We start from the raw sequence: 18068 nt of genomic DNA, 5'->3' as shown, positions 1-18068 counted from the left end.
CCGTCTCGATTGAGCGTCACTCTGTCAACCTTCCCGGGGGCTTGTCAATCGCGATGCGACCAAGAGAGCCGCAGACGCCGCTTGAACGGCGCTGCAACCGGAACGATTGAAGGGAAAGGGCGCTCAGGGCGAAGCGGGTCCTGGCGCGAAGGCCTGCATCGACCCCGTATAGGGTTTTGCAAGCGGAGCGGAATAGGAGCCGCGCTTGCTCGTCGTAAGCCCCTGCGAGACAAGCGCCTCCGCCTGCTTGACTGCAGCCGAGACCCCATCGACAACCGGTACCCCGTATTCGCGCTGCAGCGCCTGCGCCAGATCGGCCATGCCGGCGCAGCCGAGGACGATCGCTTCGGCTCCGTCCTCCGTGAGCGCCAGTTCGATCTGCCGCCTGAGCTTGACGAGGGCTCCGGACGCTTTGTCCTCGAGGTCGAGCACCGGAATATCGGCGGCGCGAACCTTTGCGCGGCTGCCCATACCGTAGCGCCCGACAAGATTTTCGATGAGAACGCGCGAACGCTCCAGCGTGGTGATGACGGTGAAGCGCTGGGCAAGAAGGGCGGCCGTCATCACGGCGGACTCGCAAAGCCCCAACACAGGAATGTCGGCGAGGGTGCGCGCGGCCTCAAGGCCGGTATCATCGAAGCAGGCGATGACGGCGGCGTCGGCACCGGCGGCTTGCCCCGCACGGATCTCCACCAGCAGGCCGGGCACAGCGATCGCGCCGTCATAGTGTCCTTCAATCGAGGCAGGGCCGTTCCTGGAGGTTGCCGCCATGATTTCAGTGCCGTGCCCGGCGACGGCGCGCGCTGCATCTGCAGCCTTTTCCGTCATTGAGACGGTGGTGTTCGGATTGGCGATCAGGATGCGCATGGATGTCAGCTTATCTTTGCCTGCCGGCGCCGCAGCACGAGGATGATGGCGAGCGCGACGAGGATGATGGTGAAGGAGAAGAGTGTCGTGACCGTGCCGAGGGCGTAGAGCACCGGCGTCGTCACGTTGGTCGTCATGCCATAGATTTCGAGCGGCAGCGTATTGTAGGTGCCGGATGTCATCAGCGTGCGGGCGAACTCGTCATAGGAGAGGGTAAAGCCGAAGAGACCGACTCCGATCAGGCTCGGCGCGATCATCGGCAGCACGACATGGCGGAAGGTCTGCCACGGTGTTGCGCCGAGGTCGCGGGCAGCCTCCTCATAGGCCGGCGAGAAGCGGTTAAAGACCGCGAACATGATGAGCACACCGAAGGGCAGCGTCCAGGTGAGATGCGCGCCGAAGCCTGAAGAGTACCAGGCGGGCTTCAGCCCGAACTGCTGGAAGACGACGCCGATGCCGAGCGAAATGATGATCGAGGGCACGACGAGGCTTGCGACCGTCACGTAGAAGAGCGTCGTCGAGCCGCGGAAGCGGTGGCGGAAGGCAAGGCCGGCGAGGAGCGCCACGACGACGTTGACGACCATAACCATAAGCCCGAGCGTGAAGGATCGGCGGAATGAGGCGCCGAAATCGCCGACAGCCTGCTGTTCGAAGAGGTTGTAGAACCAGTGCGTCGAAACCCCGTTCAACGGAAAGGTGAGGCCGCCGTCAGGCCCCTGGAAGGACAGGATCAGGACCGCTGACAACGGTCCGTAAAGGAACAGCACGAACAGCGCGAAGAAGGCCGCCAGCACGTAGAATTCCCATGTCCGTCTTTCGTGGCTCATCTCAGAGCTCCTTCCTGATATCGACGACCCGGAGGATCGCGGCGACCATCAAGAGCACGACGATCAGCAGCACGACCGCGTTGGCCGCCGCTGCCGGGTACTGCAGCAGCGACATCTGGTTCTTCATCATCAGCGCCACCGACGCGCTCTGTCCGCCGGACATCACCTGCACGGTCGAAAAATCCGCCATCACCAGCGTTACGACGAAGATCGAGCCGATTGCCATACCGGGCTTTGCCAAGGGCAGGATGACGTTCCAGAGGATCTGCCAACCTGTCGCGCCGCAGTCGCGCGCGGCCTCGATCAGGGAACGGTCGATGCGCATCAGCGTGTTGAAGATCGGCGTAACCATGAACAGCGTGTTGAGATGCACCATGGCGAGCACGACCGCGAAATCGGAATAGAGCAGCCATTCGATCGGCTCAGGGATGATGCCGAGTTCGATCAATGTCGAGTTGACGAGGCCGTTGCGTCCGAGAACCGGAATCCAGGAGATCATGCGGATGATGTTTGAGGTGAGGAACGGCACGGTGCAGACGAGGAAAAGCACCATCTGCATCGTCGTCGTGCGAATGTGGAAGGCAAGGAAATAGGCAACGCAGAAGCCGATAAAGAGCGTAAGAGCCCACGTCATCGCCGTGAATTTCAGCGTGTTGAGATAGGTCTTCCACGTCACCCACGAGCCGAGCGTGTCGGTATAGTTCATTGTCAGGACGTCGGGGTAGAGGCCGGCGAAGTCGTAGTCCCAGAAGCTGACGACGAAGATGGTCAGGATCGGCAGGATGAAGAAGAAGCCGAGGATCAGGAGGAGGGGAGCGGCCTGGAGATAGGCGATTAGCCATTGTGGTGCGGCGAGGGAGCGTGGTGCCTCGCCCGCCTTGATCTCTCCTGAGGTTGCGACTGCAGTCATCCTCTGTGTCCCTTTTTTACTGCCTTCGAAACTGCCCCTCATTCCCCTGCCGGGACCTTCTCCGCGCGAGCGCGGAGAAGGGGCTTGCCGCGACCGCCTCGTTCCCTCCGCCTGTCGCGGAGACAAGAGGCAAGCGCCGCCTGCGTCCCCTCTCCCCGCGTGCGGGGAGAGGGCTAGGGTGAGGGGTGAGGGGCCAGCGGCCTGGCGTGCGGCCCAAATTGCCGTTAAGCCGCGATGAACTCGTTCCAGCGGCGGACCATGTAACGGTCCTCGTCCATCACGGAGTTCCAGCAAGCGACCTTGCCCATGCGCTCCTCGAACGAGCCGCCGTCGCGGACAGCGCCGGCCTTCTCCATGATCTTGCCTTCCGGAGAGAGGATGTCGCCCTTTGCCGGCTTGCCTTCCACCCAGAAGCCCCATTCGTCCTCGGACATGTGAGCCTTCGCGGTTTCCATCGCGGCGGAGTAATAGCCCTGGCGGTTGAGATAGGCCCCGACCCAGCCGGAGAGATACCAGTTGATATATTCGTAAGCGGCGTCGAGTTGGGCGCCCTGCAGGTGCGCGGCGAGACCGAGGCCGCCGCCCCAGGCGCGGTAGCCCTCTTTCAGCGGCTGGTATTTGCAGGCGATCCCCTTGGAGCGAACGGCGGCGACCGCCGGCGACCACATCGACTGGATGACGACCTCGCCGGAGGCCATAAGGTTGACGCTCTCGTCGAAGGATTTCCAGAAGGCGCGGAACTGGCCATCCTGCTTGGCCTTGATGAGGAAATCGATGGTCTGATCGATTTCATCCGTCGTCATGTTGCCCTTGTCGGCATATTTGATGTTGCCCATTGCCTCCATGATCATGGCGGCGTCCATGATGCCGATCGAGGGGATGTTGAGGATCGCCGCCTTGCCCTTGAAGGCCGGATCCATGATGTCCGCCCAGGTGGTGATCTCGCGGCCGACGAGGTCCGGGCGAATGCCGAGCGTGTCGGCATTGTAGATGGTCGGGATCAGGGTCATCCATTGCGTCGGCTCCTTGGCGAAGGTCTTGGAATCCTGCGCCTCGACGAAACCGACCGTGTGCGGCGCGGTGCCCTGCGCGATCACGCTGTCGGGCTTCAGCTTGCCATCGATGAAGAGCGGCACGATCTTGTCGTAATATTTGATTTTCGAGACATCCATCGGCTGCATGACGCCGCTCGGGAAGACCTTCTTGGCGATCCAGTATTCGATATCTGCGATGTCATAGGAGTCCGGCTGGGTGACGGCGCGCTGGGCGGCGGCATCGGAATCGGTCGCCGTCATTTCCAGCGTGATGCCGAGGTCCTGCTTGCACTTTTCGGCGATCGCATTGATGTTCGAAACGCCGGTGCCGAACTGGCGGAGCGTGATCGGGTTCTGCGCCCAGATGGTGGGAAAGCCGGTGATGGCCCCGGATCCGGCGATGGCGCCGACAGCGGCGGCACCGGTCTTGAGCAGCGAACGCCGGGAGATCGCTTTTTGCGGTTTTAGTGAACTGGCCTCGGTTGTCATGCGTAGTTCCCCTTTTCTTGATGGTTAGTGGTTGGTTTGAGCGGGAGGCGGCCGGAACGGCTCTTTTTTCGGGCTAGGCTGACAGGCGGCCGAGGGGGATCACGTCCTCCAGGGCCCAGCTCAAGGACACCGCATCGCCGAGGGGCACGGGTTTCTTGAAATAGTCCGCGTCGGAGACGATCACGGTGAAATCGTCGCTGCCGGCCCCGATCACGGTGATCTTCACTGAAGCGCCGCGATATTCGACATTCGAGACGACGCCCTGGAAGCCCAGCGACTTTTCCACGGCCGATTCAAGACGCACGCGATCGGTTCGGATGCCGATGTCGATCGGCTTGCCGACCTCCTGCCCGATGTCGCGTACGGTGAAGCTCTGGCCCTCCGGCACGTGAAGCGTCACGATGCCGTCCTCGATCTTCGTCACGCGGCCCGACAGCACGTTATGGTCGCCCATGAACCGGGCGACGAAGGCCGTCGCGGGCTTTTCGAAGACGGTGCGCGGTTTGGCTGCCTGCTCGATCCGGCCGTTGTTCATGATGACGATCAGGTCGGCGAGCGCCATCGCTTCCTCTTGGCTATGCGTGACATGGACGAACGTGATGCCGAGCGTCTTTTGCAGCTTCTTGAGCTCCGCTCGCATCCGGATCTTGAGGAAGGGATCGAGCGCGGAAAGCGGTTCGTCGAGCAGCAACGCCTCCGGATCGGTGATCAGCGCCCGCGCAAGCGCCACGCGCTGCTGCTGACCGCCGGAAAGCTGCGCCGGGCGGCGCGTCGCGTAGGCTTCCATCTGCATCAGCTTGAGCATTTCCAAGGCCTTCGCCCGGCGCTCGTTCTTGTCGACTCCCTTCATCTTCAGGCTGAAGGCGACGTTGTCGATGAGGTCGAGATGCGGGAACAGCGCGTAGGACTGGAACATCATCGCGGTGCCGCGTTTCGCCGGCGGAAAATCGGTGACCACGATGTCGCCGAGGCGAATGTCGCCGGACGAAATGCTCTCGTGACCAGCAATCATGCGCAGCGTCGACGTCTTGCCGCAGCCGGAAGGTCCGAGAAAGCAGCAATAGCTGCCGGCGGGGATCTTCAGGCTGATCGAATGGACGGCCGTTGTCGTGCCGTAGATCTTGGAAACCGAGGCAATATCGATCTCAGCCGCTTTTGACATGGCGTTTTCTCCTTGCACAAGGAGAGAAGCATCAAGCGTGCCAGTTCGCCCGTCAGGGCTTAAGGGCATGATCTGTCGAATATATTCTCCCGCCCCGGCGAGGTGGCTCGTGCGGCCGTTGATTAGCTGCACATTTTATAGGCGTTTGTCGCCAATATCTGAGGCAATCGTATACAATATCAAAAATATTTGCGTGCGAATGGCTGTTAACTTCCAGCGTTCATCACGCTACAGTATCGGCGTTGTCCGGATTGCCAGCCTCATGACCTCATCAAATCTCGCCACTTCCGAAGACGCCATCGAAATCGGTGCTCCCCATATCCGCGACTCGATCCGCGAAGCGATCGTCGAGCGGCGTCTCGCGCCCGGCACAAAACTTTCCGAAAGCGATGTCGGCGGCCTTTTCAGTGTCAGCCGCACGGTGGTGCGCGCCGCTCTTCAAGCGCTTTCCTATGAAGGGCTCGTCACGGTCGAGAAAAATCGCGGCGCCTTCGTCGCCTATCCCTCTGTCGCCGAGGCGCAACAGATCTTTGCGACGCGCCGGCTTATCGAACCGGGTCTTTTGCGCGAGGCGGCCCGTCATCTGGAGAAGCGGCATATCAAGGAGTTGCGTGAGCTGCTTGCCGAAGAGGAGCGGCTGACGATCCAGCGTGGCCAGTCCGCCCGCCGGGCCGAGATCAAGGCGTCCGGCGACTTTCATCTGGCGATCGCCGCCATCACGGGCAACGCCATCCTCAAGCGGTTCATGGACGAGCTCATTGCCCGCTCCTCGCTCGTCATCGCACTCTATGGGCAATCGGTGATTTCGAGTTGCGGCCATAGTGAGCATCAGGAGATCGTCGACGCTCTGGAAAGGAAGGACGTCGACACTGCCTGCGCGCTGATGCTCGAGCATATCGACCACATCGAGGCGGATCTCGACCTGCGAGCGACGAAGAGGGACAGCAATTTGAAAGATGCCCTGCGGCTGTAGTGGACCGTAGGCGCGCGCCGTCACCCTGAGATCGTCTTCCCGATTGCTCTCTCGTCGTCCGTCGGCCGTTGCCGTTAGGCGACGCATCCTTGTCGTCGGGGATTGATTTGTGATATTTCTAACAAAATTGTTCGCCAGGCACTCGTTGTGTGGCGTCATTTAGCGCAAGCCTTCGCCCGGAAGAACAATGGCTAACCGCAAGTCGACGCGTATCACGACCTTGACCGACGCGCTTTCGGCGCGGCGCGTGCTGCATCTGAAAGACGCCGCCGCGCTGCTTGGCGTGTCGGAGATGACAGTGCGTCGCGACATTGCCGACAATCCCGGGCTTTTCGGCTATCTCGGGGGGCACATCGTTCCCGCGGCCGATATCGAAAGCGATGTTCCTTATGAACTTGCGCGCGCGGCCGATAGCCACGCAACCGCCAAGCGCGAGGCCTGCGTCCACGCCGCAGGGTACATTCGTCCCGATGAGACGATCTTCATCGACTGCGGTACGACGCTTGAATATCTCGTCGACCTGATTCCGGAAAATTATTCAATAACCGCAGTCTGTTATTCTTTGAATGCGGCCGACCGCCTGATCCGGAAACCCAATGTGCGGATCGTCATGCTGGGCGGTCTTTATCATCCGTCGTCGGCATCCTTCTCAGGTGATTCCGGCCTGGATACGCTTGATCGGCTTGGCATCAACGTCGCGTTTCTCTCCGCCGCCGGGATCGACCAACTGCGGGGTGCGACCTGCGTCCACTTCCACGAGGTGGCGATCAAGCAGAAGGTGATTTCGCTCGCGCGGGAAAATTACCTCGTCGTCGATCGCAGCAAGATCGGCAAGCTGAAGCCGGCCTTCTTCGCGTCCACGGGCGCCTTTGGAGCGATCATAACGGAAGACGGCGAGATGGCACTCACGTAGCGCGGGTTCACGGGACGCGGCTCTTTGCTTGACAGATGCGCTGTTTTGGTGGATTTCTAACATGATTAGATAGAAAGATAACATATCGCCAAGGCGGACAAAAGCTGCGAAGATGCGCGCCCAAGGGCGACATCGGCGATACGAGGGAGTAGTCGTTTGGAAGACCTTGCTGTGAAGAGCACGGCGGCGTCAGCCGTTGAGACCGCCGGCGTAGGTCACAATTGGCCGCGCAATGATGGCATTGAGCTCGACCTTTCCTGGGTAGTCGATCAGCGCGTCAATCTGTCGGCGGCCGAGCGGCGCGTTGCGACGCTGCCAGGGCGGCGTACCGTCAAAAAGGACGCCCAGGCCGCCTGGCTGCTCAAGGCCGTAACCTGCATCGATCTCACCACGCTCAATGGCGACGACACGAACGAGCGCGTCAAGCGGCTGTGCGCCAAGGCGCGCCAGCCGGTCCGTCAGGACATTCTCGAGGCGCTCGGCATGGGCAATCGCGGCATCACGACCGGTGCGGTCTGCGTCTATCATCGCTTCGTTTCGACCGCCGTCGAGGCGCTCGAGGGTTCCGGCATCCCGGTTGCCGCCGTCTCCACCGGCTTTCCGGCAGGGCTCGTGCCGCATGACGTTAAGCTGAAGGAAATCGAGGCCTCGGTCGCCGATGGCGCGCGCGAGATCGATATCGTCATCACGCGCGAGCATGTGCTGACCGGCAATTGGCAGGCGCTCTACGACGAGATGCGCGATTTCCGCGCTGCTTGCGGCGATGCTCATGTCAAGGCAATCCTGGCAACCGGTGACCTCAAGACGTTGCGCAACGTGGCGCGGGCATCGCTCGTCTGCATGATGGCCGGCGCCGACTTCATCAAGACGTCGACCGGCAAGGAGGGCGTCAATGCGACGCTGCTCGTCACGCTCGTCATGCTCAGGATGATCCGCGCCTATCAGGAGCGTACGGGCCTCAAGGTGGGTTACAAGCCGGCCGGCGGCATTTCGGCGGCAAAGGACGTGCTGAACTACCAGTTCCTCATGAAGGACGAACTTGGTCGTGAATGGCTGGAGCCGGATCTCTTCCGCGTAGGGGCGTCGAGCTTGCTTGCCGATATCGAGCGCCAGCTTGAACATCACGTCAGCGGCGCCTACTCGGCCCTCAACAGACACCCGATAGGATAATCCCGATGACGGTCGCCAGGTATTTTGACGAAATGTCGTATGGTCCCGCACCCGAGGCCGACACCGAAGCTCGCGAATGGCTCGCACGCCACAAGGGCGAGTTCGGTCACTTCATCAATGGCGCCTTCGCCGCTTCAGCGTCTGGAAAGACATTCGACACATACGAGCCTGCGACCGGCGCCTTGCTCGCCAAGATCGCGCTCGGCGGCCGCGAGGACGTCAACAGCGCCGTTGCCGCCGCGCGCAAGGCGCAGAGTGCGTGGGCGAAGTTGCCCGGCCATGCCCGCGCGCGTCACCTTTACGCTCTGGCTCGCATGATCCAGCGCCACGCGCGGCTGATCGCCGTGGTCGAGGCAATCGACAACGGCAAGCCGATCCGCGAGACGCGCGACATCGACATTCCTCTCGCGGCCCGTCATTTCTACCATCATGCCGGCTGGGCTCAGCTTCAGGAGACCGAGTTCGCCGATCAGGTGCCGGTCGGCGTCGTCGGCCAGGTCATTCCGTGGAACTTCCCCTTCCTGATGCTGGCCTGGAAGGTCGCGCCGGCGCTCGCGCTCGGCAACACCGTAATCTTGAAGCCCGCTGAGTTCACGCCGCTGACGGCGCTCCTCTTTGCCGACCTTGCCGCCGCGGCCGGGCTGCCGGCAGGCGTCTTGAATGTGGTGACGGGCGAGGGCGAAACCGGCGCGCTGATCGTCGAGCATGAGGATATCGACAAGATCGCCTTTACCGGTTCCACCGAAGTCGGGCGCCTCATTCGCGAAAAGACCGCAGGCACCGGCAAGTCGCTGACGCTGGAACTCGGCGGCAAGTCTCCTTTCATCATCTTCGACGATGCCGATATCGACGGTGCGGTCGAAGGCGTGGTCGATGCCATCTGGTTCAACCAGGGCCAGGTCTGCTGTGCCGGTTCGCGCCTTCTCGTCCAGGAAGGCATAGCGCCGCTCTTTTATGAGCGCCTCACACGACGCATGGCGACCCTGCGCGTCGGTCATCCGCTGGACAAGGCGATCGACATGGCGGCAATCGTCGCGCCGGTGCAGTTGCAGCGGATCGAAAGTCTGGTCGCCCAAGGCGTGACACAGGGCGCGTCGCTGCACCAGCCCAAGATCGACCTGCCGAAGGGCGGCAGCTTCTATCCGCCGACGCTGCTCACCAATGTCCAGCCGACATCGATCGTTGCCACCGAGGAAATCTTCGGGCCGGTGGCGGTCTCGATGACCTTCCGCACGCCGGAAGAGGCGATCCAGCTCGCCAATCATTCGCGCTACGGCCTTGCCGCCAGCGTCTGGAGTGAAACAATCGGGCTCGCCTTACATGTTGCCGCGAAGCTTACGGCCGGCGTCGTCTGGGTCAATGCCACCAATCTCTTCGACGCGGCGGCCGGCTTCGGGGGAAAACGCGAATCGGGCTTCGGTCGGGAAGGCGGGCGCGAGGGCTGCTATGAATATCTGAAGCCGAAAGCCTGGATCGGGCGCAAGCTTCGTCCCGTCCCGGCTGCACCGGTTGTGAAGGCGGCCGCGGGCGACTTCTCCATGCCAACGCTCGACCGCACCGCCAAGCTCTTCATCGGCGGTAAGCAGGCGCGGCCGGACGGCAACTATTCGCGGCCGGTGCTTTCTTCAAAGGGCAAGGTGATCGGCGAGGTCGGCGAAGGCAACCGCAAGGACATCCGCAATGCCGTCGTCGCGGCGCAGGCCGCATCGGCCTGGTCCTCCGCGACGACGCACAATCGCGCGCAGATTCTCTACTACGTTGCCGAAAACTTGAGTGGCCGTGCGGCGGAATTTGCCGAGCGTATCTCCGCCATGACCGGCGCCTCGGCAGCCGGCGCCAGGGCGGAGATCGACGCCGCGATCGCGCGTCTCTTCACCTATGGCGCCTGGGCTGACAAATACGAGGGCATCGTGCACCAGCCGCCGCTTCGCGGCGTTGCACTGGCGATGCCGGAGCCGCAGGGTGTCGTCGGCGTCATCTGCCCGCCCGAGGCGCCGTTGCTTGGTTTCATCAGCCTCGTCGCACCGCTGATTGCCGTCGGCAATCGCGTAATCGCCGTTCCGAGCGAACAGCATCCGCTGGCGGCTACCGATTTCTACTCCGTGCTTGAAACATCGGATGTGCCGGCCGGCGTCATCAATATTGTCACCGGCTCGGCCGTCGAGCTCGCCAAGACGCTTGCCGCCCATAACGACGTCGACGCGCTCTGGGCTTTCGGCTCGCCGGAACTCTCGACGCTGGTCGAGAAGCTCTCTATCGGGAATCTCAAGCGTACCTTTGTCGATTACGGCAAGGCGACCGACTGGATGGACCGGATAGCTGCCGAAGGCCCCGCTTTCCTGCGCCGCGCCGTCGACGTCAAGAACATCTGGATCCCCTACGGCGAGTAGGGGATCAAGCATCTTTCGGGCGGGGGGGACACGGCCGGAAGAGCGGGGAAATCCGAACAATCTGTTGACGACCGGCTTTGGAAACGGCCTGATGCGGCCGTGCAGCGCCGAAGACCGGCGCACGCAGCGCCGCGCGCTCGATCGGATGCGCAAAGTTGCTGCAGCACGTTGAATTGCAGTAGATCGGTTTCGGTCTCAAGGAATCATGCAGGGAGAGGACTGGAATGCTCAAGAATATCGACCCGGCACTCAATGCCGACGTGTTGCACGCGCTGCGCTCGATGGGACACGGCGACACGCTGGTGATCTCGGACACCAATTTCCCGTCCGACGCGATCGCGCGGCAGACGACGCTTGGAAAATTGCTGCACATTGACAATGTCTCCGCGGCCCGCGCTGTGAAGGCCGTTCTTTCGATATTGCCGCTCGACACGCCGCTGCAGCCCTCCGCAGGGCGCATGGAAGTCATGGGCGCCCCCGATGAACTTCCGGCGGTACAACGGGAGGTTCAGGCGGAGATCGATCGCGCCGAGGGCAAGCCGGCGCCCATGTATGGCATCGAGCGCTTCGCGTTCTATGAGGAAGCAAAGAACGCCTATTGCGTCATCACCACCGGCGAGACGCGTTTCTACGGCTGCTTCCTCTTCACCAAGGGTGTCATTCCGCCGGAGTCGGCCTGACGCTTCCGCTTGGCCCTTGGCCGAACGGCGGCACGCGAACCGTGGCCGCTCAGGGTTCCGGCTGGCAATCTGTCCCGATCAGTTTGCCGCCCTTCGCGCTGCTGCCAGAAATGCGAGCTTGGCCGGCATCTCGATGAGTTTCGAAAGCTCGACTTTTTCCGGCGTGTAGTGGTGCTCGACATCCAGGCAGTTGACCGTGCCGAGCAGTTCGCCGCCGACGACGACTGGAATGTTCACGACTGATCCGCAGCCGAGTGCAGCGATCGTCTCGTAATCGCCGAAAACGGTGGAAATGTCGGCAACCGTATTGGCGACGAAGGTCTCGCGCGCCTTGTGGACCGTGTCGAACCAGCGATCATAGTGAATCGGCTTGGTGCCGGAGGCCGGATACTCGTCGGGGTGCGAGGTATAGGCGCGGCGCGCCAACTCATTCGCCATGTCCACCGTCATGATCGTGAAGAGCTTGGCGCCGATCAGCTTTCGGCTAAGCGTCTGCAGCGCGCGATAGGGCGCATCTGCGCTGGTGTCGTTGGCAATGGTTGCGTCGAATTCCGCCAGAGCGGCGATATGCTCGATATTCATCCTATGTCCTTGGGAGAATTGAGTGGGACGATTAGCTGGCGTGTGCGGCACTGATCTGCATCAGTTCGCGCGAATAGGGTTCCTTGAGGTCACCGCGCTTCAACTCGTCAACGCCGGCCACTTCGACAATGCGGCCGTGACGCATGACGGCCAGCCGGTCGCAGAGGAAGGAGACGACCGGCAGATTGTGGGTGACCATCAGGAAGGTGAGATTCTGCTCGCGGCGCAGACGCTTGAGCAGGTTGAGGATTTCCGCCTGCACCGAAACGTCGAGAGCCGAGGTCGGCTCGTCGAGCAGCAGGATCTTCGGCTTCAGCATCAGTGCGCGCGCGATTGCCACGCGCTGGCGCTGGCCGCCGGAAAGCTGATGCGGAAAGCGGAACCGGAATTTCCGGTCGAGGCCGACGGACGCCATCACCTCCTCGACACGGGCGCTCCGGTCGCCGATGCCGTGGATCGTCAGGGCCTCGCCGAGCGTCGCGTCGACGGTTTTTCGGGGATGCAGCGAACCATAGGGGTCCTGAAACACCATTTGGCAGATCCGCGAAAATCCGCGGTCGACGCCGTGGCCGCGCGCTTTGCCGAGAACGCAAATCTCGCCGGTCCATTCGGGCGCAAGCCCGGCGATCGCCTTCAAGACGGTGGACTTGCCCGAGCCGCTTTCGCCGACAAGCGCGAAGCTCTCGCCCTCGGCGATGTCGAGGCTCACCTTGTGCGTGATCTGCGTGTCGCCGTAGGAGATGTCGAGGTCTTTGAGAGAGAGCGCTGTCATGCTTTGGCCCAGGCGCTGCGGTCGAGCACGGGCAACTCGTCCCTTGTTTCATCGAGGCGCGGAATGGAGGCGATCAGGCCACGCGTGTATGGGTGCGTGGCGTTCATCAATTCGCCGGCCCTGCACTCTTCCACCACTTCGCCGGTATTCATTACCAGGATCCGGTCGCAGTAGCTCGAGACGAGGTTGAGGTCGTGGCTGATGAAGATCAGCCCCATGCCCTTGCGCCTGACGAGTTCGTCGATGATGTCAAGCACCTGTGCCTGGACCGAGACGTCGAGTGCCGAGGTCGGCTCGTCGGCAATGAGCAGGTCCGGCTCGGGGATGAGCATCATCGCGATCATCACCCGCTGCCCCATGCCGCCGGAAACCTCGTGCGGATAAAGCCGGGCGACACGCTCCGGGTCGGTGATGCGCACCGATTCGAGCATGGCATGCACGCGGTCGTTCACTTCCCGCCGCGGCAGACGTTTGTGCGTCAGCAGCGCCTCGGCGATCTGTTCGCCGATGGTCATCACCGGATTGAGCGAGAATTTCGGATCCTGCATCACCATTGAGATACGAGCGCCGCGGATAGCGCGCATCTGCTTCTCCGAGCGGGTGCTGAGATCGATACCGTCGAAGGCGAGCTTGTCTGCGGTCGCGCGGCCGGGTGCGCGCACGAGCTTCAGGATCGAGCGGCCGGTCATCGATTTGCCGGAGCCGCTTTCGCCGACGATGCCGAGGCGCTCGCGTCCAAGCGTGAAGGAGACGCCGCGCACGACATCGATATCGCCGCGTGCTGTCGGGAAGGTGACACGCAGGTTTTCGATTTCGAGGAGCGGTCTCATCAGCGCTGTTCTCCGCTCTTTGGGTCGAGCACGTCGCGCAGGCCGTCGCCGAGGAAACAGAAGCCGAGGCTGACGAGGATGATCGCGAAGCCCGGCATCGTTGCGACCCACCATTGATCGAGAATGAAGGAGCGTCCGCGCGAGATCATCGCACCCCATTCCGGCAGGGGAGGCTGGGCGCCGAGGCCGATGAAGCCGAGGCCGGCCGCCGTCAGGATGATGCCGGCCATGTCGAGCGTGACGCGGATGATCATCGACGAGGTGCAGAGCGGCAGCACGTGGCCGAGATTGACCCTGAGGCTCGACGCGCCGAGCAGACGGACGGCGGCAATGAACTCGGAATTCTTGAACGTCAGCGTCTCGGCCCGCGCGACGCGGGCATAGCCGGGCCAGGAGGTGATGGCGATCGCGATGATGGCGTTCTCTATGCCCGGGCCAAGGGCTGCGACAAACGCGAGCGCCAGGATCAGCTTCGGCAGCGACAAAAAGATGTCGGTGATGCCCATCAGGATGCGATCGACCCAGCCGCCGAAATAGCCGGAAACGACGCCGATGACGAGCCCGGCCGGCGCCGCAAGGACGGCGACGAGCGCGACGATCACCAGCGTTATGCGGGCACCATAGACGACGCGCGACCAGATATCGCGCCCGAGTTCGTCCGTGCCCATCCAGTGCGCGGCGCTCGGCGGCAGCAGCCGTTCGGCAAGCGCCTGGCGTAGCGGATCGTGCGTAGCAAGCCACGGCGCAAAGAGTGCTGCGAGGATCAGGGCGGCGACGATGATCGCCCCGATCACTGCCAACGGATTGTGCATCAGCGCGCCGAGGACTCGATAAAGCCGGTTAAGCCGGGCCTGCATCGGGGAAGCGGGGCTGTCGTCGATCAGCCAGTCGCGAAGCGTTGCCATGTCCCGCACCTCCCTAGCGCGCACGCGGATCGAGCACGCGATAAAGCACGTCCGAAATCTTGTTGATGCCGATGAAGACTGCACCGACTACCAGGGTCGAGCCGAGTACCGCGGACATGTCGGCATTGAGCAGCGCCACGGTCAGATAGTTGCCGATGCCGGGCCAGGAGAAGATCGTCTCGATCATTACCGAGCCCTCGAGAAGGCCGGCATAGGAGAGCCCGATGACGGTGATCAGCGGCACGCGGATCGGCCGGAAGGCATGGCGCCAGATGACCAGCCGCTCGGGAACGCCCTTGACCCGGGCGGTCGTGACGTATTCCTGGCTCAGTTGGTCGAGCATGAACGAGCGTGTCATGCGGGCGATATAGGCCAACGCGAAGAATCCGAGGCAGGACGCCGGCAATATCAGGTGCCAGACGGCATTACCGAAGACCTCCCAATCGCCGGCGATGATGCTGTCGATCAGCAGCAGGCCGGTCACCGGCTGCACGATGCCGTCGAGAAAGATCTCGACGCGGCCGGGGCCTCCGACCCAATTGAGCCGGGCATAGAAGACGGCGAGTCCGACGAGGCCAAGCCAGAACGCGGGAACGGAATAGCCGAGCAGGCCGACGACGCGAATTGCCTGATCGAGCCAAGAGCCGCGCCGGCTTGCGGCGATGACGCCAAGTGGGACGCCGAGCAGGACCCCGATGATAATGCCAAGCGTAGCCATCTCGAGTGTCGCCGGGAAGACGCGGGCAAGGTCCTCGATGACAGGCCGGCCCGTGGAAACGGACGTGCCGAAATTGCCGGTCAGCACGTCGCCGACATAGCTTACGAACTGCGTCGTCAAGGGGCGATCGAGGCCCATTTCGACGCGCACCCGCTCGTAGACCGCAGTGGGAGCGCGGTCGCCCACGACTGCGAGCACCGGATCGATCGGCACGATCCGGCCGATGAAGAAGGTGATGGCGAGAAGGCCGAGGAAGGTTACGGCCAGCGTGACGAGAAATCCGGCGGTGGTGACAAGCCAGCGATGGGCCGATCCGGTCACGCCGCGGCGGCGCGCGGGTTCGGCGGTGGTCGTGCTGTCATCTGCCACGTGGCGGCTCCATCCCTGCTTGGCCTGCGTTGGGCCTCGCCCATAGCGCAAGAATTCGCTTGGAGTATATAAATATATTTGCTTAAATCAAAAAAATTTTACTGAGGAGGGGAGGCGGTCGTGACCGTATCGAACGATGCGCGTGCCGCGCCGGAGAGTGCGAATTCCGCACCGCAGCCGAGGATCGGCGCGTTGGTGCGCGCGCGCCGGCGCCAGATGCATATGACGCTCCAGGAACTCAGTGATGTCGCCGGCGTATCGGTCGGCTATATCAGCCAGGTCGAACGGGATCTCGCGACGCCCTCGCTCGGCACGCTCGCGCAGATCGCACGCGGCCTCGACACCGAGATCAGCCATTTCATTCTCGCCCCGGCAATCGACACCGGTCTTTCGCGCGCTGAAGATCGAATGGTCTTCTCTGTCGGCGGCTCGCCGGTCGCCTACGAGCGCATCGGCGCGGATTTTGCCGGCAACCAGCTTTCGAGCTTCGTCATCACGATTCCGCCGGGCCATCGGTCGGAAGTGTTCAGCCATGAGGGGGAGGAGATCGTCTTCGTCCTCGACGGTGAAATCCTTTTCGGCCTCGATGGCGAGCAGACGACGCTGACGGACGGCGACGGCCTGCATTTCAGGGGAATCCAACCGCACTACTGGTGGAACAGGACCGACAAGGCGGCCCGCATCCTTTGGACCGGAACGTTGCCGCTCTTTCGGCCGCGAACTGCCGCATCGAAGGCAGCAGGTCATGCCGAGGCCACGGGAACACCGGCACGGCCCGCAAAAACCAAGTCTCATCGAAAACAGGAGAAGCGATGATGAAAATCTTCAAAGCCGCGGTGTTCGCGGCATCACTGGCGCTCGGCGTTTCGCCGGCCGCATTGGCCGAAACGCCGGCGGATGTCCTGGTCGTCGCCCAGAACATCGACGACATCGTCAGCATCGATCCGGCTGAGGCCTATGAGTTCTCGTCGGGCGAATATGTCACGCAGACCTATGATCGCCTCGTGCAATACGACGCGCCCGACGTCAAGAAACTTGCCCCTGGGCTCGCCAGCGAATGGACCGCGGACGACGCCGCGAAGACCGTCACCTTCACCTTGCGTGACGGCGTGACCTTCTCGTCCGGCAATCCGTTGCGCGCGGAAGACGTTGTCTACTCGTTCAAGCGCGTCGTGGCGCTCAACAAGGCGCCGGCCTTCATCCTGACGCAGCTCGGCTGGACGCCGGAGAACATCGAGAAGATGGTAACCGCCGACGGCAACAAGGTTATCGTCAAATACGAGGGCGACTTCTCGTCCGCCTTCGTGCTCAACGTTCTGGCCGCGCGCCCGGCATCGGTTGTCGATGCCGAGACAGTCAAGGCAAACGAGGAGAACGGCGACTTCGGCAATGCGTGGCTTAAGGCCAACTCCGCCGGAACCGGGCCCTTCGTGCTGCGCGCCTTCCGCGCCGGCGAACTCCTGAACCTCCAGAGCAATCCGAACTATTTCGGCGGCGCTCCGGCGATCAAGGGCGTGATCATCCGCCACGTCGCGGAAGCGGCCACGCAGCAGCTTCTACTCGAGACCGGCGACGTCGACATGGCGAAGAACCTGACGCCCGATCAGGTCGCCGGCATCACCGGCAAGGAAAACATGAGGGTCGAGTCCTATCCGCAGGCGGCCGTTCACTTCCTCTCCTTCAATCAGAAGACCGCTCCCCTGCAGCCGGAAGCCGTCTGGGAAGCGGCGCGCTACCTCGTCGACTACAAGGGCATGACCGACAGCTTCCTCAAGGGACAGATGGAAGTACACCAGGCCTTTTGGCCCAAAGGCTTCCCCGGTTCGCTCGACGAGACGCCCTATAGCTACGACGTCGAGAAGGCGAAGAAGATCCTTGCAGACGCCGGCATCAAGACGCCGATCAAGGTGACGCTCGATGTCATCAACTCGACGCCCTTTACCGACATGGCGCAGTCGCTGCAGGCCTCGTTCGCTGAAGCCGGTATCAATTTCGAGATCATTCCCGGAACTGGCAGCCAGGTGATCACCAAGTATCGGGCCCGCACCCATGAAGCGATGCTGCTCTATTGGGGCCCGGATTTCATGGATCCGGATTCCAACGCTGCTGCCTTCGCCTTCAACGAAGACAACTCCGACGATCACTATCAGTCGACGACGACCTGGCGTAACGCCTGGGCGGTGCCGGCCGAACTCAATGCCGCCACCAAGGCGGCCAAGGCCGAGGCGGATCCCGCCAAGCGCAACGCGATGTATGTCGACCTGCAAAAGAAGGTGCAGGAGAAGTCGCCGATCGTGATCATGTTCCAGGCGGCGACGCAGGTGGCAATGAAGGCGAGTGTCGCGGGCTACGTCAATGGCGCCACGTCCGACTTCGTCTTCTACCGTCTGGTGAAGAAGAACTGATCCAAATCGCGCCGCGGGCCCTCCAAGGTCCGCGGCGCTGTTGCGGAATCGAAGCTTTGCCCGGATATTGCC

At 62.4% G+C, this 18068-nt stretch carries 17 protein-coding genes; 7 read left to right on the top strand and 10 right to left on the bottom strand.

The annotated features are described in order from the left end of the window. Positions 1-123: 123 nt before the first annotated feature. The 5 genes from QN219_RS15055 to QN219_RS15035 all read right to left on the bottom strand — a co-directional run bounded on the left by QN219_RS15055 (position 124) and on the right by QN219_RS15035 (position 5289). Entirely contained in the window at positions 124-867 is a 744-nt protein-coding gene (locus tag QN219_RS15055; protein WP_284000517.1) for an aspartate/glutamate racemase family protein, read from the bottom strand. Between the two features lie 5 nt (positions 868-872). Next, on the bottom strand, positions 873-1694 hold the full coding sequence (locus QN219_RS15050; protein WP_284000516.1) for an ABC transporter permease: 822 nt from the start codon (positions 1692-1694) through the stop codon (positions 873-875). Position 1695: 1 nt separating this feature from the next. Beyond that, positions 1696-2604, bottom strand: a complete 909-nt coding sequence (locus QN219_RS15045) for an ABC transporter permease (RefSeq protein ID WP_284000515.1) — start codon at positions 2602-2604, stop codon at positions 1696-1698. Positions 2605-2828: 224 nt separating this feature from the next. After that, entirely contained in the window at positions 2829-4127 is a 1299-nt protein-coding gene (locus QN219_RS15040; RefSeq protein ID WP_284000514.1) for a PotD/PotF family extracellular solute-binding protein, read from the bottom strand. 73 nt (positions 4128-4200) lie between these two features. Further along, positions 4201-5289 carry an ABC transporter ATP-binding protein gene (locus QN219_RS15035; protein WP_284000512.1) on the bottom strand — a complete coding sequence of 363 codons (1089 nt, stop codon included), beginning with the start codon at positions 5287-5289 and terminating at the stop codon, positions 4201-4203. A 262-nt stretch (positions 5290-5551) separates the two neighbouring features. Between QN219_RS15035 and QN219_RS15030 the strand changes: the two genes are divergently transcribed. The 5 genes from QN219_RS15030 (at position 5552) to QN219_RS15010 (ending at position 11415) form a co-directional block, all read left to right on the top strand. Next, positions 5552-6262 (top strand): GntR family transcriptional regulator, encoded by a 711-nt coding sequence (locus QN219_RS15030; protein ID WP_284000511.1) that lies wholly within the window; start codon positions 5552-5554, stop codon positions 6260-6262. Positions 6263-6449: 187 nt separating this feature from the next. Next, the gene (locus tag QN219_RS15025) at positions 6450-7175 is read left to right on the top strand and encodes a DeoR family transcriptional regulator (protein WP_284000510.1); all 726 of its coding nucleotides are present in this window, start codon (positions 6450-6452) and stop codon (positions 7173-7175) included. A gap of 156 nt (positions 7176-7331) precedes the next feature. Further along, positions 7332-8345 (top strand): deoxyribose-phosphate aldolase, encoded by a 1014-nt coding sequence (gene deoC / locus QN219_RS15020; RefSeq protein WP_284000509.1) that lies wholly within the window; start codon positions 7332-7334, stop codon positions 8343-8345. Positions 8346-8350: 5 nt separating this feature from the next. Continuing rightward, positions 8351-10735, top strand: coding sequence for an aldehyde dehydrogenase family protein (locus QN219_RS15015; protein WP_284000508.1), 2385 nt, complete (start codon positions 8351-8353; stop codon positions 10733-10735). Between the two features lie 224 nt (positions 10736-10959). Next, complete coding sequence (locus QN219_RS15010) at positions 10960-11415, top strand: RbsD/FucU family protein (protein WP_284000507.1); 456 nt, start codon at positions 10960-10962, stop codon at positions 11413-11415. 78 nt (positions 11416-11493) lie between these two features. Here the strand turns inward: QN219_RS15010 and QN219_RS15005 are convergent, their stop codons facing one another. From QN219_RS15005 to QN219_RS14985, 5 genes are read right to left on the bottom strand one after another with little or no spacing between them, the layout of a single operon-like run. Further along, a complete protein-coding gene (locus QN219_RS15005; protein ID WP_284000506.1) occupies positions 11494-11997 on the bottom strand; it encodes a GAF domain-containing protein in 504 nt (167 codons plus the stop codon). Between the two features lie 31 nt (positions 11998-12028). Continuing rightward, positions 12029-12769, bottom strand: a complete 741-nt coding sequence (locus tag QN219_RS15000; RefSeq protein ID WP_284000505.1) for an ABC transporter ATP-binding protein — start codon at positions 12767-12769, stop codon at positions 12029-12031. Next, positions 12766-13599: an ABC transporter ATP-binding protein gene (locus QN219_RS14995; RefSeq protein WP_284000504.1), complete on the bottom strand. Its 834-nt coding sequence runs from the start codon at positions 13597-13599 to the stop codon at positions 12766-12768. The genes QN219_RS15000 and QN219_RS14995 overlap by 4 nt, the downstream gene beginning before the upstream one ends. Further along, the gene (locus QN219_RS14990) at positions 13599-14504 is read right to left on the bottom strand and encodes an ABC transporter permease (protein WP_284000503.1); all 906 of its coding nucleotides are present in this window, start codon (positions 14502-14504) and stop codon (positions 13599-13601) included. The genes QN219_RS14995 and QN219_RS14990 overlap by 1 nt, the downstream gene beginning before the upstream one ends. A 13-nt stretch (positions 14505-14517) precedes the next feature. Beyond that, the gene (locus QN219_RS14985; protein WP_284000591.1) at positions 14518-15543 is read right to left on the bottom strand and encodes an ABC transporter permease; all 1026 of its coding nucleotides are present in this window, start codon (positions 15541-15543) and stop codon (positions 14518-14520) included. A 168-nt stretch (positions 15544-15711) separates the two neighbouring features. Between QN219_RS14985 and QN219_RS14980 the strand changes: the two genes are divergently transcribed. After that, the gene (locus QN219_RS14980; protein WP_284000502.1) at positions 15712-16407 is read left to right on the top strand and encodes a helix-turn-helix domain-containing protein; all 696 of its coding nucleotides are present in this window, start codon (positions 15712-15714) and stop codon (positions 16405-16407) included. Then, positions 16407-17996 carry an ABC transporter substrate-binding protein gene (locus QN219_RS14975; protein WP_284000501.1) on the top strand — a complete coding sequence of 530 codons (1590 nt, stop codon included), beginning with the start codon at positions 16407-16409 and terminating at the stop codon, positions 17994-17996. Before QN219_RS14980 ends, QN219_RS14975 begins: the two co-directional genes overlap by 1 nt. Positions 17997-18068 lie beyond the last annotated feature (72 nt).

Origin of the sequence: Sinorhizobium sp. 8-89, assembly GCF_030124325.1 — a bacterium.
Taxonomy (GTDB): Bacteria; Pseudomonadota; Alphaproteobacteria; order Rhizobiales; family Rhizobiaceae; genus Sinorhizobium.
This window is presented reverse-complemented; position numbering and strand designations above follow the sequence as displayed.

Bases quoted from the DNA above. Each gene is read 5' to 3' on its own strand.
- QN219_RS15050 (WP_284000516.1), bottom strand. From the start codon at position 1,694: ATGAGCCACGAAAGACGGACATGGGAATTCTACGTGCTGGCGGCCTTC.
- QN219_RS15005 (WP_284000506.1), bottom strand. From the start codon at position 11,997: ATGAATATCGAGCATATCGCCGCTCTGGCGGAATTCGACGCAACCATT.
- QN219_RS14995 (WP_284000504.1), bottom strand. From the start codon at position 13,599: ATGAGACCGCTCCTCGAAATCGAAAACCTGCGTGTCACCTTCCCGACA.
- QN219_RS15035 (WP_284000512.1), bottom strand. From the start codon at position 5,289: ATGTCAAAAGCGGCTGAGATCGATATTGCCTCGGTTTCCAAGATCTAC.
- QN219_RS15045 (WP_284000515.1), bottom strand. From the start codon at position 2,604: ATGACTGCAGTCGCAACCTCAGGAGAGATCAAGGCGGGCGAGGCACCA.
- QN219_RS15015 (WP_284000508.1), top strand. From the start codon at position 8,351: ATGACGGTCGCCAGGTATTTTGACGAAATGTCGTATGGTCCCGCACCC.
- QN219_RS15025 (WP_284000510.1), top strand. From the start codon at position 6,450: ATGGCTAACCGCAAGTCGACGCGTATCACGACCTTGACCGACGCGCTT.
- QN219_RS14990 (WP_284000503.1), bottom strand. From the start codon at position 14,504: ATGGCAACGCTTCGCGACTGGCTGATCGACGACAGCCCCGCTTCCCCG.
- QN219_RS15030 (WP_284000511.1), top strand. From the start codon at position 5,552: ATGACCTCATCAAATCTCGCCACTTCCGAAGACGCCATCGAAATCGGT.
- QN219_RS15000 (WP_284000505.1), bottom strand. From the start codon at position 12,769: ATGACAGCGCTCTCTCTCAAAGACCTCGACATCTCCTACGGCGACACG.
- QN219_RS14975 (WP_284000501.1), top strand. From the start codon at position 16,407: ATGAAAATCTTCAAAGCCGCGGTGTTCGCGGCATCACTGGCGCTCGGC.
- QN219_RS15055 (WP_284000517.1), bottom strand. From the start codon at position 867: ATGCGCATCCTGATCGCCAATCCGAACACCACCGTCTCAATGACGGAA.
- QN219_RS15010 (WP_284000507.1), top strand. From the start codon at position 10,960: ATGCTCAAGAATATCGACCCGGCACTCAATGCCGACGTGTTGCACGCG.
- QN219_RS15040 (WP_284000514.1), bottom strand. From the start codon at position 4,127: ATGACAACCGAGGCCAGTTCACTAAAACCGCAAAAAGCGATCTCCCGG.